A 17,457-nucleotide genomic window follows, 5' to 3' on the forward strand; every position below is an offset into this window, starting at 1 on the left:
GCAACCTGCAGCGCTCCGTCCCCGCCAGGCCGCGCGCTTTTACGATGGCCACCCGGCGCCGGTGGATGTTCCCAGCCCATATCCGAACCGGGGCCTGCCACCGGGCCACCGGCAAAGAACAACGGAGGCCCAGAACGTGGCCATACCCATGATCGAGGCAATCGACGTAGTGAAGTCGTTCGGTGACGTCAAGGCACTGGACGGGGTGAACGTTTCCGTTCCCGAAGGTTCGATCCACGGTTTGCTCGGCCACAACGGAGCCGGCAAGACCACCCTGGTGCACATCCTGTCCACCCTGCTGCCGCCTACCAGCGGCACCGGCCGGATCTGCGGTTTCGACGTGGTAGCCCAGTCCCGGGAGGTCCGGAGCAGCATCGGGCTGACCGGCCAGTTCGCGTCGGTCGACGAGCAGCTCAACGGGAGGGAGAACCTGGCCCTGGTGGCCCGGCTGCTGGGCGCGAGCCGACGGCAGGCACTCGGCCGCGCCGAAGAGCTTCTGGAGATGTTCGAGCTGACCGACGCGGCGACCCGTCCGGTCCTCCAGTACTCGGGCGGTATGCGCCGACGGCTGGACATCGCGGCGAGCCTCGTCGGCGGACCCCGGGTCATCTTCCTCGACGAACCGACGACCGGGCTGGATCCGAACGCCCGGATCGGTGTCTGGGAGACCATCGAGCGACTGGCCAAGGACGGTACGTCGGTCCTGCTCACCACCCAGTACCTGGAGGAGGCGGACCGCCTCTGTGAGCAGATCACCGTGCTGTCCGACGGCCGTGTGGTCGCCGGCGGCAACCCCGCCGAGCTCAAGGCCGAGGTCGGCCAGCGCATGGTGACCGTGACCCTGGCGTCGCGGTCCGACGTGCCCGTCGCGGTGACCGCCCTGGAGGGCGTCGGCATCCGGGCGACCCCGCAGGAGACGGGGGTGGCCATCAGCGCCCCGGTCGCCGCCGCCGCCGACCTCGCGGTCGTCGTCCGCACCCTGAGCGACGCCGGCACCGAGATCGCCGAACTCGCTTTCACCGAGCCGACCCTGGACGACGTCTACCTGACGCTGACCCACGAGGCCACCCGGAAGCCGGTGCCCGCGTGACCGTCCCGATCACTCTCACCGAAGAAGGAGCGCACCGATGACGGTCATCGAAGCGGAAGTCCCGTCCCAGCCGACGGCTCCGCCCCGTACGGGCCCGGCGGAACAGTGGGGCGGCAGCAGCCTGTTCACCCAGACCCTCGCGCTCACCGGCCGGTCGGTGCGGCCGTACCTCCAGGCCGGGGTGCTCGTCGTGACGTTCATCGAGCCGCTGGTCATGCTGCTGATGTTCGGCGGCGTGCTGCGCGTGCTCGGTGACACGGGCCTGCCCGGCGGCACCGACATGTCCTACATCGCCAACCTGGTTCCGGCGATCATGATCATCACATCCGTCGCGGCCGGCGCCCAGGCGGGCAACGGGCTGATCAACGACCTGCGCAACGACGTGATCACCCGTTTCCACACCATGCCGATCTCCCGGTTCAGCGTGCTGCTGGCCAGGAGTCTCGCGGACGGCGCACGGTCGTTCTACCAGCTGATCGCCGTGGCCGTCCTGGCCGCGCTGATCTTCGGCTTCGATCCGCCGGGCGGAATCCTCGGCGTCGTGGGCTCGATCCTGCTCAGCCTGTTCGTGGGCTGGTCCATGAGCTGGATCTTCATCGCCCTGGCCGCGGTGCTGCGCAACGGCGATGTGCTTCGCATGATCACCACGCTGTGCACGTTCCCGCTGCTGTTCGCCTCCAACGCCTTCGTCGCGCCGGAGTCGATGCCGGTCTGGCTGCGTGTGGTCGCCGAGGCGAACCCGATCTCCTACGCCAACGACGCGATGCGCGGCATGGTCGCCGGGCAGGCCACCTTCGCCGAGCTCATCGCCACACTGGGCGTCTCCTGCCTGCTGGTCGCCGTCTGCGCACCCATCGCGCACCGCTCCTTCCGGGTGCTGTGACCGCAGGACGGAGATGGCGTTTGCCCGCGTATCCGGCGCACCGCGGCCGGGAGGCGAAGTGCTTCGCCTCCCGGCCGCGGTGCGTGGTCATCCCCGGCCCCGGGAGATCGAGAAGATGACCCGGAGCACCAGGATGCAACTGACCGCCAGCAGGTTGTAGCCGATGAGCTGGCTCAGGGATACGGAACCCATGATCGTGGGTGCGCTGTCGATGCTCAGCAGGACGGCCCCCACCAGCGCGGTGATGCCGCCGATGAAGGACAGCAGCACATCGTGGACCAGGCCGCGCACGAACCGCCGGTCACGTTCGTCCGCGAGGAGCCGGACCCGGACCCCCAGCCGGCCGTCCTCCAGGGCGCTGGTGATCCTCTCCACCCGCCGGGGGAGTCGGCGCAGGACGGACGTGACCGAGATCGCCTCCTCGATCAGGGACGTCTTGACCCGCTCGTAGGTCATCTGCTCCCGGACCCGCGCTGCCGCGAACCTGCGGGCCTCCGCCACTATGTCGAAGTCCGGTGCGAGACGCTCGACGGTCCCCTCCACGGTGGCCAGCGCCCGGAAGGTAGCCGCCACTTCCGGCGGGACGGCCAGGCCGTGCCGGGCGACCAGCAGGAAGAGTTCGGAGAAGATCTCCCGGTTCTGCCTGCTCCCCGGGCCCAGGTGCCGTGCCATGAACCGACCGAGCGACCGCTCCAGCTTCCTCTCGTCGATCTGCTCCGGACGGTCGACGATTTCCAGCAGGGCGTCGCTGAGCGCCGTCGGGTCACCACGGTGGAAGGCCATCAGCAGATCGCGCAGCGCGGAACGCATCGTGCGGTCGAGGCGGCCCACCGATCCGAAGTCGATCAGGCCGAGTTCGCCGCAGTCCAACAGCAGGACGTTCCCCGGATGCGGGTCGGCGTGGAAGACGCCGCCGAGCACGATCTGTTCCAGCACGCAGTCCAGCAGTTGCCGGGCGAGCTCAGCCCCGTCCAGGCCGCGGTCGGCGACCGACTGGCCGACGGAGGTGAGCGGGACGCCGTCCAGCCACTCCAGGGTCAGCACCCGCCGAGTGCTGTACTCCTCGTGCACCCGCGGCGTTCGGATCGCCTCCACGGCTCCCGGCGCCGACGCTCCCGCCGTGACGGCGGCCATGTTGCGGGCCTCGGTCCGGAAGTCCAGTTCGTCGTGGAGCGAGACGGCGAAGCCGTTGATCAGCTCGCACAGCCCAAGGCGCCGGGCCCAGTTGGTGTTCTCCTCCAGCTTGCGGCCGAGCCGGTGCAGGATGTCAAGGTCACGTTCGACCACGGGCTCGGCGCCGGGGCGTTGGATCTTCACCACGATCTCCTGCCCGTCGGCCAGCCGGGCCCGGTGCACCTGGGCCATCGATCCCGCGGCCAGCGGCTGCGGGTCGAAGAAGGCGAAGACAGCGTCCGGATCCCGGCCCAACTCCTCCGTGAGCGCCTCCCGCACCCGCTCCCACGGCTCCGGCGCCGCCTGGTGGTGCAACTGGGAGAACTCCTCGACGTACTCGGTCGGGAGCAGGTCGTAGCGGGTGGACAGCATCTGCCCGAGCTTGACGAACGTCGAGCCCGCCTCTTCGAGCGCCAGCCTCACCCGCCGCGCCGCGTGGCGACGGTCGGCGACCGTGCCCTTCGGCGATCCGGCCCGAGCGAGGCCGCGCAGCGAGGGCGAGAGGCCGTTGCGCATGGCGATCGCGCTGAGCTCCGCGTACCGCCGGATGCGCGCCACCCGCCTTCGCAGCGCACTGGGCAGTCGGACGATGCCGGACAGCACGCTGCTGGGCAGCAGCACCTCCGAGAACGCCAGGAAGAGCATCGTGACGAGAATGCCGCAGAGAACCTGTACGGAGGTCATCGCGGGACGGTGGCTGCTCGGTCCCATGGCCGAGATGATCTGCATGGTCGCCAGGACGCCGACCGTTCCGGCGATGGCCGCCCGGATCTTGCCGATCCTGATACCGAGCAGTCGCCGGGCTCCCATGGAGAGCCCGACCAGCGTGAAGACGAACAGAACAGGTATGAGAATCAGGAAAGCTGCGTGCTGCATCGGTGATGCCTTCCCGGACCGGAGTCCGCGTGCGGGTGCAGGTGCGTTTCCGTGGCCGTGTCCGACAGCGGGTCGGGCCTGCCGGAGCGGCCGTGTACAGCCCTTCTGGGCTGTCGGCCATTCTCTGTTCCCCCGGCATGCGCGCTCCACCGAGGCACCCTGCAGGAAACTGCATAAACCTGGCGGAGAGGCTCGCGACAGCACCATGAACTGCGGGAAGCAACGGGAATGACGGGTCTCGGCCGGACCCGCGGTGTCGTGCGGCGGTGTTCGGCGCCGGGCTGTGCCCGCGAACGCGTCGGCTCATGGAGCGGGGAAGCGGCCATGGAACGAACCGGCACCCACGGGGCGCATGCCGCCTTGTCCGGACTCACAGTCGCCCTTCCGGGAAGGGGGGAATCGCACCTGGGGCGGCTGGCCTGTTGTTCCCCTTACCCGGTCACAAGCTGACAGAAACTAGCTCCACCGTGGCACCAAGCTGTCGAAAATGAACCACAGAACCGTCAACGGTGAGGCCCGCGACCTAGTTTGAGGTTCACGAAACGGGCTGAATCCAGCCTGTGTGGGGAACTGCCGAGAGGTTGACGTGGCGGACGCTGGGATCGGTTTGGACGTGCGGTCGGAACTCCTTTATCGGAAGCTGCTCCTGAGGTCGGCATGGCGGACGGGGGATCTGGCCCAGAACCTGGGATGGCCGGCCGACCAGGTGCTGCGAGTGCTCGAAGACCTGCGGGTGGAGGGCCTGGCCAGCGTCTCTGGCGATGACGGCGCCCTCTTCCGTGCCGTCGAGCCGTGCATCGCCCTGCCGGCTCTGCTGGCCTTGCGGATGCGTGAGGGACGATCGCCGCAACCCTGTCCGGTGCAGATCGGCCGGTTCATCGCCCTGCGCGAGCAGATGGAACGGTTCGCGGATCCGACCGACGGAGGCGACGGCCGTCATGATGTTTCGGCCATGATCGAGCGCATGGTCGCCAAGGTAGAACGCGATGTGGTCCTCCTCGTCCCCGGGCACCGCGAGGGCGGCTACGAGTTCTCCCGGCCGGTCGCCGACATGGTGCTGCGGCGGGGTGCGCGACTGCGTTCGGTGTGGGCGGCCTCGGTGCTGCAGGCACCGGCCGCCATGGCTCATGCCCAGTGGCTGACGCAGGAGGGCGCGGCACTGCGTTCGGTCGGTGCGGTGCCGCCGCGTGCGGTGATCATGGACGGTGAGGTCGCCGTGGTCGTCGACGAGACCGAAGGCGCCCGCGTCGTGCGTTCCCCCGCGGAGCTGGAGAGGCTGTCCGCCCTGGCCCACCGGTTCTGGGACCGGGGGGCGACCGTGCGGCACACGGGCCGTCAGCCGGGGGCCACGACGCGCCGCCCGCGCTCGGAGGTCGTCCTGCGTCTGCTGTCCGAAGGTCTCACCGACGACGCGATAGCCCGCCGCCTGGGATGCAGCGTCCGAACGGTGCGCAACGACGTCGCCTCCGCCATGGTGGCCCTCGACGCCCGGAGCCGCTTCCAGGCAGGGGCCCGGGCCATGCAGGTCGGCCTGATCTGACAGCCCGCCCGCGCCCCGTTGAGGAAGCGTCGGGCCCGCACGTGCGGGAACTCACCGCACCTCGCACCGGCGTCCCCTCTCCGGCGGGCGGGGCACCATTTGCTCCTCGGTGTCGCGCGGCCCTCCCGATCACCGCACCGTGATGCACGAGCGGAAGAGGAACCGCGCACCGCCGTAGATGGAAACCGCCCCCCGGCCGGTAGGGGGACCGGCCGGGGGGCGGTGCTCGAAGGGGTCCGTGCTGGGGGCCCCGGCCCGGGGCGTCGTGCTGCGGCGCCCCGGGGAAGGGCGTCAGCCCTGGTGGGGATAGGTGTACTCGGTCGGCGCGACCAGGGTCTCCTTGATGGCCCGGGTGAGGGTCCAGCGCTGGAGGTTCTGCGGGGCGCCGGCCTTGTCGCAGGTGCCGGAGGACCGGCCGCCGCCGAAGGGCTGCTGGCCGACGACGGCGCCGGTCGACTTGTCGTTGATGTAGAAGTTGCCCGCGGCGTAGCGGAGCTTGTCCATCGTGTACGCGGCGGCCGCGCGGTCGCCCGCGATGACCGAGCCGGTCAGCGCGTAGTCGGAGACCGACTCCATCTGCTCCAGCATGGCGTCGTAGTTCTCGTCCTCGTAGACGTGGACCGCGAGGATCGGGCCGAAGTACTCGGTCGTGAAGACCTCGTTCTCGGGGTCGGAGCACACGATGACGGTCGGGCGGACGAAGTAGCCCACCGAGTCGTCGTAGGTGCCGCCGGCGACGATCTCGCACGCCGGGTCGGACTTCGCGCGGTCGATCGCGGCCTTGTTCTTGGCGAACGAGCGCTCGTCGATGACGGCCCCGATGAAGTTGCTCAGGTCGGTGACGTCACCCATCGTGATGGAGTCGGTCTCGGCCGCGAACTCCTCCTTGAAACCGGAGTTCCAGATGGAGGCGGGGATGTACGCACGGGAGGACGCGGAGCACTTCTGGCCCTGGTACTCGAAGGAGCCACGGGTCAGCGCGGTCTTCAGCACGGCGCGGTCGGCGCTCGGGTGCGCGACGACGAAGTCCTTGCCGCCGGTCTCGCCGACGAGCCGCGGGTAGGTGCGGTAGTTGGCGATGTTGTTGCCGACCGTCTTCCACAGGTGCTGGAAGGTGGGGGTCGAACCGGTGAAGTGGATACCGGCCAGGTCGCGGTGGTTCAGCGCCACCTCGGAGACGGCCTTGCCGTCGCCGGTGACCAGGTTGATGACGCCCTTGGGCAGACCGGCCTCCTCCAGGAGCTGCATCAGCAGCACTGCGGCGTGGGTCTGGGTCGGCGACGGCTTCCACACCACGACGTTGCCCATGAGGGCGGGGGCGGTGGGGAGGTTGCCCGCGATGGCCGTGAAGTTGAACGGCGTGATCGCGTAGACGAAGCCCTCCAGCGGGCGGTGGTCCATGCGGTTCCACACGCCCGGGGAGTTGGCCGGGGGCTGCTCGGCGAGGATCTGGCGCGCGTAGTGCACGTTGAAGCGCCAGAAGTCGATGAGCTCGCAGGGGGTGTCGATCTCGGCCTGCTGGGCGGTCTTGGACTGGCCGAGCATGGTGGAGGCGGCCAGCGTCTCGCGCCAGGGGCCCGACAGCAGCTCGGCGGCGCGCAGGATGATCGCCGCGCGGTCGTCGAAGGACATCGCGCGCCAGGCCGGAGCGGCGGCGAGGGCCGCGTCGATGGCGTCCTGGGCGTCCTGCTCGGTGGCCCCGGCGAAGGTACCGATGACGGCCTGGTGGTTGTGCGGCTGCACGACGTTGACCCGCTCGCCGCCGCCCATCCGCTTCTCGCCGCCGATGGTCATCGGCAGGTCGATCGGATTGTCGGCGAGTTCCTTGAGCTTCACCTCCAGGCGGGCGCGCTCCGGGGAGCCCGGGGCGTAGGAGTGGACCGGCTCGTTGACCGGCGCGGGGACCTGGGTGACGGCGTCCATGAGTGCCTTGTCTCCTTTGGTGTCGACGGGGGATGTGGGTCGGCCCGGGGCCGTCTCAGCCCTTGGTGAGGATCGAGCGGCCGAAGAACAGCAGGTTGGCCGGCTTCTCCGCGAGGCGGCGCATGAAGTATCCGTACCAGTCGGTGCCGTACGCCGTGTAGACGCGCATCCGGTGGCCCTCGGCCGCGAGCCGGATGTGCTCGTCGCTGCGGATGCCGTACAGCATCTGGAACTCGTACTCATCCAGTTTGCGCCCGGCCTGGCGGCCCAGCTCCTGGGCGATGGCGATGAGACGGGGGTCGTGGGACCCGATCATCGGGTAACCCTCGCCCGCCATCAGGATCTTGGTGATGCGGACGTACGCCTTGTCGATCTCGGCCTTGTCCTGGTACGCGACGGAGGCGGGCTCCTTGTAGGCGCCCTTCACGATGCGGACGCGGCTGCCGACGGCGGCCAGGCGGCGGGCGTCGTCCTCGGTGCGGAAGAGGTAGGACTGGATGACGCAGCCGGTCTGCGGGAAGTCCTTCCGCAGCTCCTCGTGGATGGCGAACATCGAGTCGAGGGTGGTGTGGTCCTCGGCGTCCAGGGTGACCGTGGTGCCGATGGCGGCGGCGGCCTCGACGACCGGGCGGACATTGGCGAGGGCCAGCTCGTGGCCGTTCTCCAGCGCCTGGCCGAACATCGACAGCTTGACGGACATCTCGGCGCGCGGACCCAGGTCCAGGGCCTTCAGGCGCTCGATGAGCTCCAGGTAGGCGTCACGGGCGGCCTCGGCCTGCTCGGGGGTGGTGATGTCCTCGCCGACGACGTCGAGCGTGACCTCCAGCCCCTTGTCCGCGGCGTCCTCGACGATCGGCACGACCTGGTCGACGGTCTCCCCGGCGATGAAGCGGTCGACGACCTGCTTGGTGCCGGGCGCGGCCGAGATGAACCGGCGCATCTTGTCGCTGCGGGATGCGGCGAGAATCACGGGACCCAGCACGGGGTACCTCCACGAATGTACGGACGAGGGGCCGCAGAGGTGCGTACATGAACGTAGCTGGACGAGCATGAACATACCGGTACGGCACGGATAACCACTGTGAAATCTAGGCACCGCTCCCGCCCCGTGCCATCGACACCTGTCACGCATCCGTGGCCGCCATCTCAGACATCTGTATGAAGAGAGACGGCGAAGGGTGCGAGGATGGCCGTGTGACAGGCGATTACCAGGAACTGGTCGACGAGATCTCCGCCCTCCTCGGCGCCCCCGCCACCCTGGAGAACCGCGATTTCGGCCTGGTCGCCTTCGGGGCCCACGACAGTGACGACGACACGGCGATGGACCCGGTCCGCACCCGCTCGATCCTGACCCGCCGCTCCACCCCCGCCGTCCGCGCCTGGTTCGAGGGGTTCGGCATCACCCGGGCGACCGGCCCGGTCCGGATCCCCGCCGCGCCCGAGGCCGGGGTCTTCCGGGACAGGATCTGCCTTCCGGTGCGCCATCGGGCTGTCGTCCTCGGTTACGTCTGGCTCCTCGACACCGACCCCGGGCCCACCGAGGAGCAGCTGGCCGCCGCGATGGAGGTCACCGCCCGGATCGGGGCACTGCTCTCGGACGAGGCCCGGGCGGGCGCGGACCTCTCCCGGGAGTTCGGCGCGGTGCTCACGGCCGGGCCCGGGCGGCAGCACGACACGGCGGTCGCGGCGCTGCGGGAGGCGCTGGGGCAGGACGCGGAGGGGCTGCACACGGTGGTGTGCGTGACGCCGTGGGGCGCCGACGACACCCCGTCGGTACGGGGCGTGGCCTCGACGTCCGCGCTGGCGACGATCACCGGGGCGGGGGCCGGGCCGCGCGGCACCGGGGCCGTGTCGCTGGCCGCGCTGATCCGGCTGCGCTCGGCGGACCGGCTGGACCCGGCGACGGGCGCCGCGGAGCGCCTGCGTACGGGGGCGGGCCCCGGGGCCACCGGCGGGATCGGGGCGCCCCGGCGGGGCCTGGACGCCCTGCCGGACTCCTGGCGCGAGGCCACGGCGGCTGCCCGAGCGGCCCGCGCCGAGACCCGCTTCGGCCCGGTCGCCCGCTGGTCGGCGATCGGCCCGTACCGCCTGCTCACCGCCCTCCCCGGCACCGGCACGGACCCGGCCGACCCGGCAGTCGCCTCGCTGCTGACCCCGCTGCACAAGGAGCTGGCGCACACGGCCGAGGTGTTTCTGGACCGCGCGGGCCAGGCGAGCCGGACGGCGGCCGAGCTGGGCGTCCACCGCCAGACGCTCTACTACCGCCTCTCCCGGATCGAGCAGATCACCGGCCTCGACCTGAGCGACGGCGAGGACCGGCTGCTGCTGCACATGGCGGTGAAGCGGGCGCGGCTGTAGCGGCCCTCGCCCCGTCGGGGTTTCCGGAGGCCGGACCGACGCCGTGGGGGCACAATCGAAGTGCCTCTCCGAAGGCCCGTACGGGAGAAGGGGTACCACGTGGACCACCATCCGGGCCGGCCGGGCACCACACTCGGTGCCGTACTCGACGGCCTGCCTGTCCCACGGTTCCTCCGGCGCGCCGTGGACGCGGCCGCGGCGATGAGCGGCACCCGCCGCCTGGAGTGGCTCAGCGCGGCGGGCGACCACATCGGTACGACGCTCGACCTGGACCGGACCGCCCAGGAACTGGCGGACTACGTCGTACCGAGACTGGCCGACGCGGCAGCGGTCGACCTGCTGGAATCCATCCTGACCGGAGGCGAGGGGGAACGGAGCGGGTCGGCGCAGGCGCCTCTGACCCGGGCCATGGCCGTGGCACAGATCAGCCGGCTGCGGCACCTCGAACCGGACCCGGTGGGGGAGCTGACCACCGTCCACCCTGCCAAATTGGCCCATCAGTGCCTGACCACGCGCCGACCGATACTGGTGAGACGGATCGCACCGGACCAGTACGAGTACATCGCGCCCACCTCGCACGCCGCCCTCACCATGCGCCGCGCGGGAGTGCACAGCTACCTGGTGCTGCCCCTGGTCTCACGTGGTGTCCTTCTGGGACTCGTCGACTTCCTCCGGTCCGGGGACAGGCCACCCTTCACGCACGCCGATGTGGCCCTGGCGTGCGAGCTGGCGGCGAAAGCCGCGGTGTTCGTGGACAACGCCCGCCTGTACGGCCGTGAGCGCACAGCCGTCGTCACGCTGCAACGCGCCCTGCTCCCCCGGGCCGCTCCCTCCACCCCGGGCCTCCAGGTCGTGTCGAGCTACCGGCCCGCCGTCGACCCCGGCGGCGTGGGCGGCGACTGGTTCGACGTGGTGGCCCTGCCGAGCGGACGCAGTGCCCTCGTCGTGGGGGACGTGATGGGCCATGGCCTGGCGGCCGCGGCGACCATGGGCCGGCTGCGCTCCGTCGCCCGTACGCTCCTGGGGCTGGACATCGCACCGGAACGCGTACTGGCCCGGCTCGACCTCGCGGCCCGCGACCTGGAGGAGGACCAGGTCGCCACCTGCCTGTGCGCCGTCTACGACCACGCCGACCGGACGTACCGGCTGGCCAGCGCGGGTCACCTGCCGCCCTTGATGATCGACGCCGCCGGTCGTTCCGCCTTCCTGGACGTGCCCCCCGGTGCTCCCCTGGGCGCGGGGGTCATCCCCTACGATCAGGTGACGGCCCAGATGCCGGAGGGCAGCCGCATCGTGATGTACACCGACGGGCTGATCAAGAACCGGCACGAGGACATCGATGTGCTGCTGGAACGGCTGCGTGCGGCGGTCGAGGGCCCGCGGACCGCTCTGTCGGACAGCGGCGAGGCGGCGTGGACCGGGACCGACAGCTGCGGTGGCGCGCGATTCGACGACGCCGTCATGCTCATGGCGGAAACCCTGTCGCAGCCCGACGCGGAAGTGGTCGTCTGGTCCCTCCCCTCGGACGGGTCGGCCGCCGGAGCGGCGCGCCGTCTGGTCCGTGCCCAGCTGGAGCGCTGGTCACTCTCCGAACTGGTGGACGTCACCGAACTGGTCGTGAGCGAACTCGTCGGCAACGCCCTCCGCTACGGCGGTGGACCGAGCGGGCTCCGTCTGCTGCGCCACGACCGGCTGTGCGTCGAGGTCTCGGACATCGGACCGGACCTGCCCCAGATCCAGCACGCCCCCCTCAGCGCCGAGGGCGGGCGCGGTCTCCAGCTGATCAACATGCTCTGCCGCCGGTGGGGTTCCTGCCGGACGCCCGAGGGCAAGGTCGTCTGGGCCGAGCAGGATCTGCCCGGCAGCAGTTCCCGAGGCGGCAGGTGACCCGCTGACAGCAGGCAGGTCCCCGGCCGCCCGTCATCGACCCGCCCTTGCCCGCCGACCGCGACGACTGCCAGACGTGGGCGGGATCGGCTACTGCCGGGCCACCGCCCGGTCGCCGACCAAGGCGGCCAGCACCAGCGGCGCGTCGCCGTCGCTGTGACCAACGGTCAGCGCGGCCCAGCGGCCGTCCGGGAGGGCCGGGTCCCAGACGGTCAGGTCCCCGTACAGGTCCTCGGCGAACAGGGCCTGAAACAGCGGCTCGACGAGGGCGCCCGCCTGCCACTCGCGCAACGGCCCGTGCAGGCGGATCGTGCGGTGCGGGCCCCAGCGGCGGTCCAACTCCTGCGCGAGGGCGGACAGATGGGCATCGGCGGCTTCTTCGGCGTCGCTCCACTCGGGGGCGTACACGCCGGTCAGCGGGTCGCCCTCCCAGAGCGGCACGATGCGGAAGCCCGCGCCCTCGGTGGCGGTCCACTCGCCCGTCGCCGGGTCGCCCTGCGCGGTGGTGGGGCCGGCGGGCAGCACGGGGGTGGCGAGGAGCTGCTCAGCCTCGGCGACCGCCCGGAGCAGCTCGAAGGGTTCCCCCGCCCGGGCGGTCACAGCACGGTCCGGGCGGTCGAAGGGGCGATTCCGCGGGTCACAGCACCGCCCGGTCCATCGGACGGGGCAGCGGCGCCAGGGCCCCCGCCGCGCGCAGGCGCTCGTACGCGCGCACCACCGCCGCGCTGTCGCCGGCCGCCGCGATGCTCAACAGCTCGCCGCCGCCGGGAAGTTCCTGGCGGACCGCCTTTAGATCCTGCGGTACGAGGGCGGCGCGGGACGGGGAGAGATAGCCGGTCCGGCCCACGACCGGGTCGCCGACCGAGAACCCGGCCTCGTCCTCCAGCGCGTCCAGCACGTCGTCGTCGCTCACATCCCCGAAGTCCGGCTCCCACACCCGGGCGAGGAGGCCGAGGATGTCCTCCTCGGGTACGGGGGCGTCGTCCGGGGCGTGCAGGACGATCGCGAGCGACTGGAGCAGGAACTCCGGCCGACCGCCCGCCAGTCCGCTGACCTCCGCCTCCCAGCCGGGCGTTCCCGTGCCGACCAGCCGCAGCCCGGTGCCGGTCAGATCCGACCAGTCGGCCGCGCGCTGGGCGGTGCGCACCGCGTCGAGCAGGGCGTCCCCCTCGGGGGTGAAGGCGGTGGCGGGTCCGTTCCCGTGGACCTGGCTCCAGGTATCCGCCACCTGCGGGACCAGGCCGGCGAGCCCGTCCAGGGTCTGCTGCCACCGGTCGGCCAGAGCGTCGGCGGACTCGGGCCTCGGCCCCCAGAAGCCCCGCACTACACGTCGCATGCTGATCTCTCTCCTCCGTCGCCGGACCGCTCCGGGTCCCCCACGCGTGCAGGCTACTCGGCTACTCGTCGAAGGCTCCGGGCTTCCTGGTGCTGTCGCCCGGTTTCACCGGCGTGGGGACCACCTTGATCGGCAGCCCCTCGTCCCGGAACGCCTTCCTCGCCGCCTTCGCGACCTCCGGGTCCGAGAAGTGCCACTCCACCGGCTTGCCGCCGGCCGCCTCCACCTGGGCGCGGGCCTCGGCGACGAACTTGTCCTTGCCGGACGGGGTGAGCGTGCCCGGGTCGGTCTTGGAGAGGTAGCTGCCGTAGCCGTTCTTGGCCTCCAGGTACGTCTGCCGGGAGGAGTCCCAGCCGTCGTACTCCACGGCCGGCTTGCCCTCGCGGGGGTGCGGTACGACGTACTCCTGGCCCCGGTTCGTACCGGTGATCTGCTCCTGGTAGCGGAGCCAGGACTCGTTCTTCCAGTTGGGCGCGGGGTTGCGGTCCCGGCTCGCCCAGTAGCCGTCGCCCGCGTCCGCGTCTCCGAGCGTACGGCTCTTGAGGTCATCCGCCCAGGACGGCGGGTTGTAGTTGCGCGGGTCGGAGGTGTCGTTGCGCTGCGGCTCGGGGTGCTGCTTCTTCTCCAGCTCCGCCTTTCGTGCCCGCTCCGGCTCCTCCAGCCGCTTCTGCTCCAGGTGTGCGGCCCGCTCCGCCGCCCGCGCCTCCGCCGCCGCCTTCCTGGCCGCCTCGTCGCACCCGCCGTTGGCCAGGACCACCCGGCCCGGCGAGCCGCCCGCCAGCACCCCCCTACCGGAGCCGGGGACTCCGCCGGTCCCCCCGCCCCCGTACCGCACCAGGGGTGGTGGCCCGGAGGCGATGGCACAACCCGTCCGGCGCGCCGCGTCCTCGGCGCTGTCCGCCGCCTCATCCGCTTCCTTCGCCGCCTTGCGCACGCCGTCGAGGTCGCCCGCCTCCGCCGCCGTGCGGGCCCGCCGCGCGGCAGCGCCCGCGTCGCCCGCCGCGTCCGCGACCTCGGAGGCCACCTTGCCGACCTTGCCGAGCTTTCCGGCCTTGCCGACCACCTTGGCCACGTTGTAGCCGGGGATGAAGAGCGAGCCGACGTTCCAGATCACATCGGTGACGGCCCGGGTCTTCTCCCCGTCGTTCCAGCGCTCGCGGACCTCGTCCCCGACGAAGACGTCGTCGCCGACCGTGACCACGGTGTTGACGGAGGCCTTGCCCCAGTCCCGGATCGCGCCCAGGTAGTCGCCGTCGCTCCACTTGTCGCCCGCGCTCCGGGAGTCCTTCGTCCACCGGTCGCCGAGCTGACGGCCGTAGTCGGCGAGACCGGCCCACGTCTCGGGCTTGAACAGGTCGATGATCCCGGAGATGTCGCCCCAGATGCCGTCGACCACCAGGCCTTTGAAGACCTGTGTCGTACGGTCCCAGGCGCAGCCGAAGAAGCCCCAGCCGCCGCAGTCCTCCTGCTCGTCGGCCCTGTCGCCTCCGCGTTCCTCGCCGTCCCCTTCGGCGGAGGCGGGTACGTCGTAGGCGGCCTCGGGCTCCTCGTGGTCCTCGGGAAAGGTGTCCTCGCCGGTGCCGGGGCGCCCGTCGTCGTCGGGGCCTCCGGTGCCGCCGCCTGTAGTGGTGCCCGAGGTGTCGGACGAGCCCGTGGAGCCCGAGGAGCCGGACGTCTCGCCGCCGGTGCCACCAGGTCCTCCGGTGCCGCCCGTCCCGCCGGGCCCGCCCGTCCCGCCTGTCGCGTCGCCGCCGGACGCTCCCGTACCGCCCGTGACCGTGGAGCCCGCGTCCGTACCACCGGATGCATCACCGGACGTACCGGCGTCGGCACCCCCCTCAGCGCCCTGGGACGAGCCCCCGTCGGAAACGCCCCCGTCCGTCCCCGTGCCCCCCGACGTGTCCCCCGCCTCCACCTCACCGCTGCCGCCCGAGACCGGGCACGAGCTGCCGGTCAGCGAGCAGATCGCCGACTGGAGCCCTTCCGTGATCCGGCCGCCCAGGCCCCCCACCGTCAGCGCCGCGATCAGCGCGACCACGATCAGGACCAGGCCCAGGTACTCCAGCGCGGACTGCCCCCGGTCCCGCTTCCACGTGATCATGTACGGGAGCGAGAACGCCGGCGGCTCCCCGCGCTCCCGGGGCGGCAGCAGGAACCACGCCCGGCTCCGGGCCCGGCTCAGCAGCACCAGGATCACGACGGGCAGTACCAGCTGCGTGAGCCCGTCCGGTGACCCGTCCGCCAGGTTGCCGAGGCCTCCGATGATCAGCCAGACCTGGACGGCGACGATCCCCCACCGGACGCGCCTGCCGCCCGTCCGCAGGTGCCAGGCCAGCAGTGCGCAGAGCACCCCGGGCGCGGAGGCGTACAGCAGGATGCCGAGCACCTGCGCGCCCATGGCGTCGACGGCGATCGCGGAGCCGGAGAGGCCGATCGCGCCGAGGGCCGTCGCGCCGAGCAGGACGAGGAGCAGCACCCGCACCACGGCGAGCGGGCCCGGGAGGTCATGCCTAGTGGCTGCGGCCGGAGCCGGGCCTCCCGCTACGGGTATGCCACCGACAGCAGACATACGTGATCCGACCCCCGGTGCCCATGAGTGACATGACAACCGGTCACCCTAGGGTCGGGGCGCCTGACCCGTCGTGGGCCCCAGGACCCAACCCGGGGCCCATAGGGGCGGGTTGGTCCGCCCATGCAGACGGCTGCCGGGCGCCCCAGGTGAAGGGGCGCCCGGCAGCCGGGAACGGAGCGGGGTGCGTCAGTCGGTGAGGTTCACGGAGCGGGCCGAGGAGGCGCCGATCTCGTCGGCGATCTCGGTGAGCACCGTCTGCGGGACGGTCTCGTCGACGGTGAGGACGACCAGGGCCTCGCCGCCCTCCGCCGCCCGCGAGACCTGCATGCCCGCGATGTTCAGGCCGGCCTCGCCGAGGATCTTGCCGACCGCGCCGACCACACCGGGACGGTCCTGGTAGCGCAGGACGACCATGTGGTCGGCGAGCGCCAGGTCCACGTCGTGCTCGCCGATGGCCACGATCTTCTGGAGGTGCTTCGGGCCCGCCAGCGTGCCGGAGACCGCGACCTCCTCGCCGCTGGAGAGCGTGCCGCGCACGGTGACCACGTTGCGGTGGTCGGGCGACTCGGAGCTGGTGGTGAGGCGGACCTCGACCCCGCGCTCCTGGGCGAAGAGCGGCGCGTTGACGTAGGAGACGGTCTCGTCGACGACGTCCTCGAAGACGCCCTTGAGCGCCGAGAGCTCCAGCACCTTGACGTCGTGCTGGGTGATCTCGCCGTACACCTCGACATCGAGGCGGGCCGCGACCTCGCCCGCGAGCGCGGTGAAGATCCGGCCGAGCTTCTCGGCGAGCGGCAGGCCGGGGCGCACGTCCTCGGCGATGACGCCGCCCTGGACGTTGACCGCGTCCGGGACCAGCTCACCGGCGAGCGCGAGGCGCACCGACCTGGCGACCGCGATGCCCGCCTTCTCCTGGGCCTCGTCGGTGGAGGCGCCGAGGTGCGGGGTGCAGACGACCTGGTCGAACTGGAAGAGCGGAGAGTCCGTGCAGGGCTCCTTCGCGTACACGTCCAGGCCGGCGCCGGCGACGCGGCCCTCCTTGAGGGCGGAGTGCAGCGCCTCCTCGTCCACGATGCCGCCGCGCGCGGCGTTGACGATGCGGACCGAGGGCTTCACCTTGTGCAGCGCCTCGTCCCCGATGAGGCCGAGGGTCTCGGGGGTCTTGGGCAGGTGCACGGTGATGAAGTCGGCGACCTCGAGCAGCTCGTCCAGGCTGAGGAGCTTGACGCCCATCTGCGCGGCGCGGGCCGGCTGGACGTAGGGGTCGTACGCGACGATCTTCATGCCGAACGCCGACATGCGCTGCGCGACCAGGACACCGATGCGGCCGAGGCCGACGACGCCTAGGACCTTCTCGCTGAGCTCCACCCCGGTGTACTTGGAGCGCTTCCACTCGCCGTTCTTGAGGGCGGTGTTGGCCTGCGGGATGTTGCGCGCGGTGGCGACCAGCAGACCGCAGGCGAGCTCGGCGGCGGTCACGATGTTGGAGGTCGGGGCGTTGACGACCATCACGCCGGCCTTGGTGGCCGAGGAGACGTCGACGTTGTCCAGACCGACGCCCGCGCGGGCCACCACGCGGAGCTTCTTCGCGGCGGCGATGGCCTCGGCGTCGACCTTCGTGGCGGAACGCACCAGGATGGCGTCGACGTCGGCGATCGCGGGGAGCAGTTCGGCGCGGTCCGCGCCGTTGCAGTGCCGGATCTCGAAATCCGGACCCAGAGCGTCGACCGTGGCGGGCGACAGCTCTTCAGCGATGAGTACGACAGGTTTCGAGCTCACGTGAGTCCTCACAAGTCCAGTGCGGACGGCCGTCCCGACG

General features: G+C 71.4%; 12 protein-coding genes. 5 read left to right on the plus strand and 7 right to left on the minus strand.

Annotated elements, in window-relative coordinates; translation table 11 throughout:
- Window positions 1–136: 136 nt before the first annotated feature.
- Both AMK21_RS14935 and AMK21_RS14940 read left to right on the plus strand, forming a co-directional pair.
- Window positions 137–1,090, plus strand: a complete 954-nt coding sequence (locus tag AMK21_RS14935; RefSeq protein ID WP_234421947.1) for an ATP-binding cassette domain-containing protein — start codon at window positions 137–139, stop codon at window positions 1,088–1,090.
- A gap of 37 nt (window positions 1,091–1,127) precedes the next feature.
- Window positions 1,128–1,973 carry an ABC transporter permease gene (locus AMK21_RS14940; protein ID WP_073878054.1) on the plus strand — a complete coding sequence of 282 codons (846 nt, stop codon included), beginning with the start codon at window positions 1,128–1,130 and terminating at the stop codon, window positions 1,971–1,973.
- Window positions 1,974–2,060: 87 nt separating this feature from the next.
- On the opposite strand, the gene AMK21_RS14945 is transcribed toward AMK21_RS14940, so the two are convergent.
- Window positions 2,061–4,022, minus strand: a complete 1,962-nt coding sequence (locus AMK21_RS14945) for an ABC1 kinase family protein (RefSeq protein ID WP_073878056.1) — start codon at window positions 4,020–4,022, stop codon at window positions 2,061–2,063.
- A 613-nt stretch (window positions 4,023–4,635) separates the two neighbouring features.
- Here AMK21_RS14945 and AMK21_RS14950 point away from each other — a divergent pair.
- The gene (locus AMK21_RS14950) at window positions 4,636–5,562 is read left to right on the plus strand and encodes a helix-turn-helix transcriptional regulator (RefSeq protein ID WP_143194868.1); all 927 of its coding nucleotides are present in this window, start codon (window positions 4,636–4,638) and stop codon (window positions 5,560–5,562) included.
- Between the two features lie 291 nt (window positions 5,563–5,853).
- Here the strand turns inward: AMK21_RS14950 and pruA are convergent, their stop codons facing one another.
- Window positions 5,854–7,485 carry an L-glutamate gamma-semialdehyde dehydrogenase gene (pruA, locus tag AMK21_RS14955; RefSeq protein ID WP_073878060.1) on the minus strand — a complete coding sequence of 544 codons (1,632 nt, stop codon included), beginning with the start codon at window positions 7,483–7,485 and terminating at the stop codon, window positions 5,854–5,856.
- 55 nt (window positions 7,486–7,540) lie between these two features.
- Window positions 7,541–8,467: a proline dehydrogenase family protein gene (locus AMK21_RS14960; protein ID WP_073878062.1), complete on the minus strand. Its 927-nt coding sequence runs from the start codon at window positions 8,465–8,467 to the stop codon at window positions 7,541–7,543.
- A 212-nt stretch (window positions 8,468–8,679) separates the two neighbouring features.
- On the opposite strand from AMK21_RS14960, the gene AMK21_RS14965 reads away from it, so the two are divergent.
- Both AMK21_RS14965 and AMK21_RS14970 read left to right on the plus strand, forming a co-directional pair.
- The gene (locus tag AMK21_RS14965) at window positions 8,680–9,843 is read left to right on the plus strand and encodes a PucR family transcriptional regulator (protein WP_073878064.1); all 1,164 of its coding nucleotides are present in this window, start codon (window positions 8,680–8,682) and stop codon (window positions 9,841–9,843) included.
- Between the two features lie 201 nt (window positions 9,844–10,044).
- Complete coding sequence (locus AMK21_RS14970) at window positions 10,045–11,730, plus strand: ATP-binding SpoIIE family protein phosphatase (RefSeq protein WP_073879137.1); 1,686 nt, start codon at window positions 10,045–10,047, stop codon at window positions 11,728–11,730.
- Between the two features lie 90 nt (window positions 11,731–11,820).
- Here the strand turns inward: AMK21_RS14970 and AMK21_RS14975 are convergent, their stop codons facing one another.
- From AMK21_RS14975 to serA, 4 genes are all read right to left on the minus strand, one after another.
- Entirely contained in the window at window positions 11,821–12,330 is a 510-nt protein-coding gene (locus AMK21_RS14975) for a hypothetical protein (RefSeq protein WP_073878066.1), read from the minus strand.
- A gap of 37 nt (window positions 12,331–12,367) precedes the next feature.
- Window positions 12,368–13,066 (minus strand): hypothetical protein, encoded by a 699-nt coding sequence (locus AMK21_RS14980; RefSeq protein ID WP_073878068.1) that lies wholly within the window; start codon window positions 13,064–13,066, stop codon window positions 12,368–12,370.
- 61 nt (window positions 13,067–13,127) lie between these two features.
- Entirely contained in the window at window positions 13,128–15,635 is a 2,508-nt protein-coding gene (locus AMK21_RS14985) for a Tox-REase-5 domain-containing protein (protein ID WP_234421948.1), read from the minus strand.
- Window positions 15,636–15,824: 189 nt separating this feature from the next.
- Entirely contained in the window at window positions 15,825–17,417 is a 1,593-nt protein-coding gene (gene serA / locus AMK21_RS14990; protein ID WP_073878072.1) for a phosphoglycerate dehydrogenase, read from the minus strand.
- Window positions 17,418–17,457 lie beyond the last annotated feature (40 nt).

It is taken from the genome of Streptomyces sp. CB00316, assembly GCF_001905595.1.
Lineage (GTDB): Bacteria > Actinomycetota > Actinomycetes > Streptomycetales > Streptomycetaceae > Streptomyces.